This window comes from Ruegeria sp. CG3 (assembly GCF_056537205.1).
Genome location: NZ_JBQFRC010000008.1, coordinates 2,501 through 6,025 on the forward strand (window position 1 = coordinate 2,501; position 3,525 = coordinate 6,025).

Here is a 3,525-nt window from a genome sequence, read left to right on the forward strand (position 1 = left end):
GGCAGCGCGGGTTCCAGGATGGAAGGCGGGAAAGTATGCTTTTGGTTCAGAAGAAAGATCGCCTTTAGTTACCAGCTGGGCGGTCGTGATTGATTTGATTACTAGCGCAGCTTTGGTTGTGTGCGGTCAAACGCACTCAAGTAGCCGAATAGGCGGTAGTGCCAATATCAAGTCTTTCTCTTTCTGGATCAAATCAAGCGCGAGAAGGGCGTTTGGTGAATGCCTTGGCAGCAAGAGGCGATGAAAGACGTGATACTCTGCGATAAGCCATGGGGAGCTGAGAATAAGCTTTGATCCATGGATCTCTGAATGGGGCAACCCACCTGAAAGCTTCATATTGTTATCTTTGATACTCAATATGGGGTTTAAACAGGTACTTAAGACCTGAATACATAGGGTTTTAAGGGCAAACCCGGGGAACTGAAACATCTAAGTACCCGGAGGAAAGGAAATCAATTGATACTCCCCTAGTAGCGGCGAGCGAACGGGGACCAGCCGAGCCGGATAAGTGAGAAGAACATGTTGGGAAGCATGGCCATAGCGGGTGACAGCCCCGTATTCGAAGCTTTGACGGACGTATTAAGTAGGGCGGAACACGTGAAATTCTGTCTGAAGATCGGAGGACCACCTTCGAAGGCTAAGTACTCCTTGCTGACCGATAGCGAACCAGTACCGTGAGGGAAAGGTGAAAAGCACCCCGACGAGGGGAGTGAAACAGTACCTGAAACCGAACGCCTACAATCAGTCGGAGGCTCCTAGCGAGCTGACGGCGTACCTTTTGTATAATGGGTCATCGACTTGGTCTCACGAGCAAGCTTAAGCCGTTAGGTGTAGGCGTAGCGAAAGCGAGTCTTAATAGGGCGTATGAGTTCGTGGGATCAGACCCGAAACCGAGTGATCTAGGCATGGCCAGGTTGAAGGTGCGGTAACACGCACTGGAGGACCGAACCCACATCCGTTGAAAAGGATCGGGATGAGCTGTGCCTAGGGGTGAAAGGCCAATCAAACTCGGAGATAGCTGGTTCTCTGCGAAATCTATTTAGGTAGAGCGTCATCCGAATACCCCGGGGGGTAGAGCACTGGATGGGTAATGGGGCCCCACAGGCTTACTGATCCTAACCAAACTCCGAATACCCGGGAGTACTAGATGGCAGACACACTGCGGATGCTAACGTCCGTAGTGGAGAGGGAAACAACCCTGACCTACAGCTAAGGCCCCCAATTCATGGCTAAGTGGGAAAGCAGGTGGGACGACCAAAACAACCAGGAGGTTGGCTTAGAAGCAGCCATCCTTTAAAGATAGCGTAACAGCTCACTGGTCTAAACAAGTTGTCCTGCGGCGAAGATGTAACGGGGCTCAAGCCATGAGCCGAAGCTTAGGATGCCGTAAGGCATGGTAGCAGAGCGTAGTGTGACATAGATCCATGCCTCCTTGATCCCTTCGGGGATATTGGAGGCGAGGATCTTTCGATGAAGCCGGCCTGTGAGGGATCCGGTGGAGAGATCACTAGTGAGAATGATGACATGAGTAGCGACAAAGAGTGTGAGAGACACTCTCGCCGAAAGTCCAAGGGTTCCTGCTTAAAGCTAATCTGAGCAGGGTAAGCCGGCCCCTAAGCCGAGGCCGAAAGGCGTAGGCGATGGGAACCAGGTTAATATTCCTGGGCCAGGAGGATGTGACGGATCACAGGTGTAGTTCAATCTTATCGGATTGATTGGGCTGCTGAGTGGTTCCTGGAAATAGCCCTCCATCAGACCGTACCCTAAACCGACACAGGTGGACTGGTAGAGCATACCAAGGCGCTTGAGAGAACGATGTTGAAGGAACTCGGCAAAATACCTCCGTAAGTTCGCGAGAAGGAGGCCCGGTTCCTAGGCAACTAGGGGCTGGGGGCACAAACCAGGGGGTGGCGACTGTTTATTAAAAACACAGGGCTCTGCGAAGTCGCAAGACGACGTATAGGGTCTGACGCCTGCCCGGTGCCTGAAGGTTAAAAGGAGAGGTGAGAGCCTTGAATTGAAGCCCAGGTAAACGGCGGCCGTAACTATAACGGTCCTAAGGTAGCGAAATTCCTTGTCGGGTAAGTTCCGACCTGCACGAATGGCGTAACGACTTCCCCGCTGTCTCCAACATCGACTCAGCGAAATTGAATTGCCTGTCAAGATGCAGGCTTCCCGCGGTTAGACGGAAAGACCCCGTGCACCTTTACTACAGCTTCGCACTGGCATCAGGACTGCAATGTGCAGGATAGGTGGTAGGCTTCGAAGCAGGGACGCCAGTTCCTGTGGAGCCTCCCTTGAGATACCACCCTTTGCATTCTTGATGTCTAACCGCGGTCCGTTATCCGGATCCGGGACCCTGCGTGGCGGGTAGTTTGACTGGGGCGGTCGCCTCCTAAAGCGTAACGGAGGCGCGCGAAGGTTGGCTCAGAGCGGTCGGAAATCGCTCGTTGAGTGCAATGGCAGAAGCCAGCCTGACTGCGAGACTGACAAGTCGAGCAGAGTCGAAAGACGGCCATAGTGATCCGGTGGTCCCGAGTGGAAGGGCCATCGCTCAACGGATAAAAGGTACGCCGGGGATAACAGGCTGATACTGCCCAAGAGTCCATATCGACGGCAGTGTTTGGCACCTCGATGTCGGCTCATCTCATCCTGGGGCTGGAGCAGGTCCCAAGGGTACGGCTGTTCGCCGTTTAAAGAGGTACGTGAGCTGGGTTTAGAACGTCGTGAGACAGTTCGGTCCCTATCTGCCGTGGGTGTAGGAGACTTGAGAGGAGTTGCCCCTAGTACGAGAGGACCGGGGTGAACGATCCACTGGTGGACCTGTTGTCGTGCCAACGGCAGTGCAGGGTAGCTATGATCGGACAGGATAACCGCTGAAGGCATCTAAGCGGGAAGCCCCCCTCAAAACAAGGTCTCCCTGAGGGCCGTGGAAGACCACCACGTCAATAGGCCGGAGATGTAAGCGCAGCAATGCGTTCAGTTGACCGGTACTAATCGCCCGATAGGCTTGATTTGATCCAGTAACAGAAAGACAAAGCTCACCGCCTCAAGTAGCGAAGCGGTAGGCGATCAAACAAGACCAAAAGCATACACTGACCTTGAGTTGGACAACGTTGATTGATGTGAAACCCCGCAAGGGGTGACACAACAACCGTGCGGGAACGCGCATTCGCAAGCGAATACGCCGCCTCCCGCGCGTCGCCTTTTTGCAACGCAAAAAGAGCGACGGGGATTTTCCTCGGTTTGGTGGTCATAGCGCAAGTGAAACACCCGGTCCCATCCCGAACCCGGAAGTTAAGCACTGCAGCGCCAATGGTACTTGGGCTCAAGCCCCGGGAGAGTAGGTCACCGCCAAACCTAGAAAAATCCCCCCTCTCTAAAACGATCAAAAAACACGACCAGGTCTCAAACAGCCAAATAGGCAACAGACCAACCCAAAGTGTCGCGGGATGGAGCAGCCCGGTAGCTCGTCAGGCTCATAACCTGAAGGTCGCAGGTTCAAATCCTGCTCCCGCAACCAAA

General features: G+C 53.7%; 1 tRNA gene and 2 rRNA genes. All 3 read left to right on the plus strand.

The annotated features are described in order from the left end of the window. Nucleotides 1–191 precede the first annotated feature (191 nt). A 23S ribosomal RNA gene (locus tag ACR0NB_RS18840) occupies nucleotides 192–3,018 on the plus strand. Between the two features lie 227 nt (nucleotides 3,019–3,245). Next, nucleotides 3,246–3,360 (plus strand): 5S ribosomal RNA (gene rrf / locus ACR0NB_RS18845). 86 nt (nucleotides 3,361–3,446) lie between these two features. Further along, nucleotides 3,447–3,523: transfer RNA gene (locus ACR0NB_RS18850), tRNA-Met, on the plus strand. The last annotated feature ends 2 nt before the right edge of the window (nucleotides 3,524–3,525 follow it).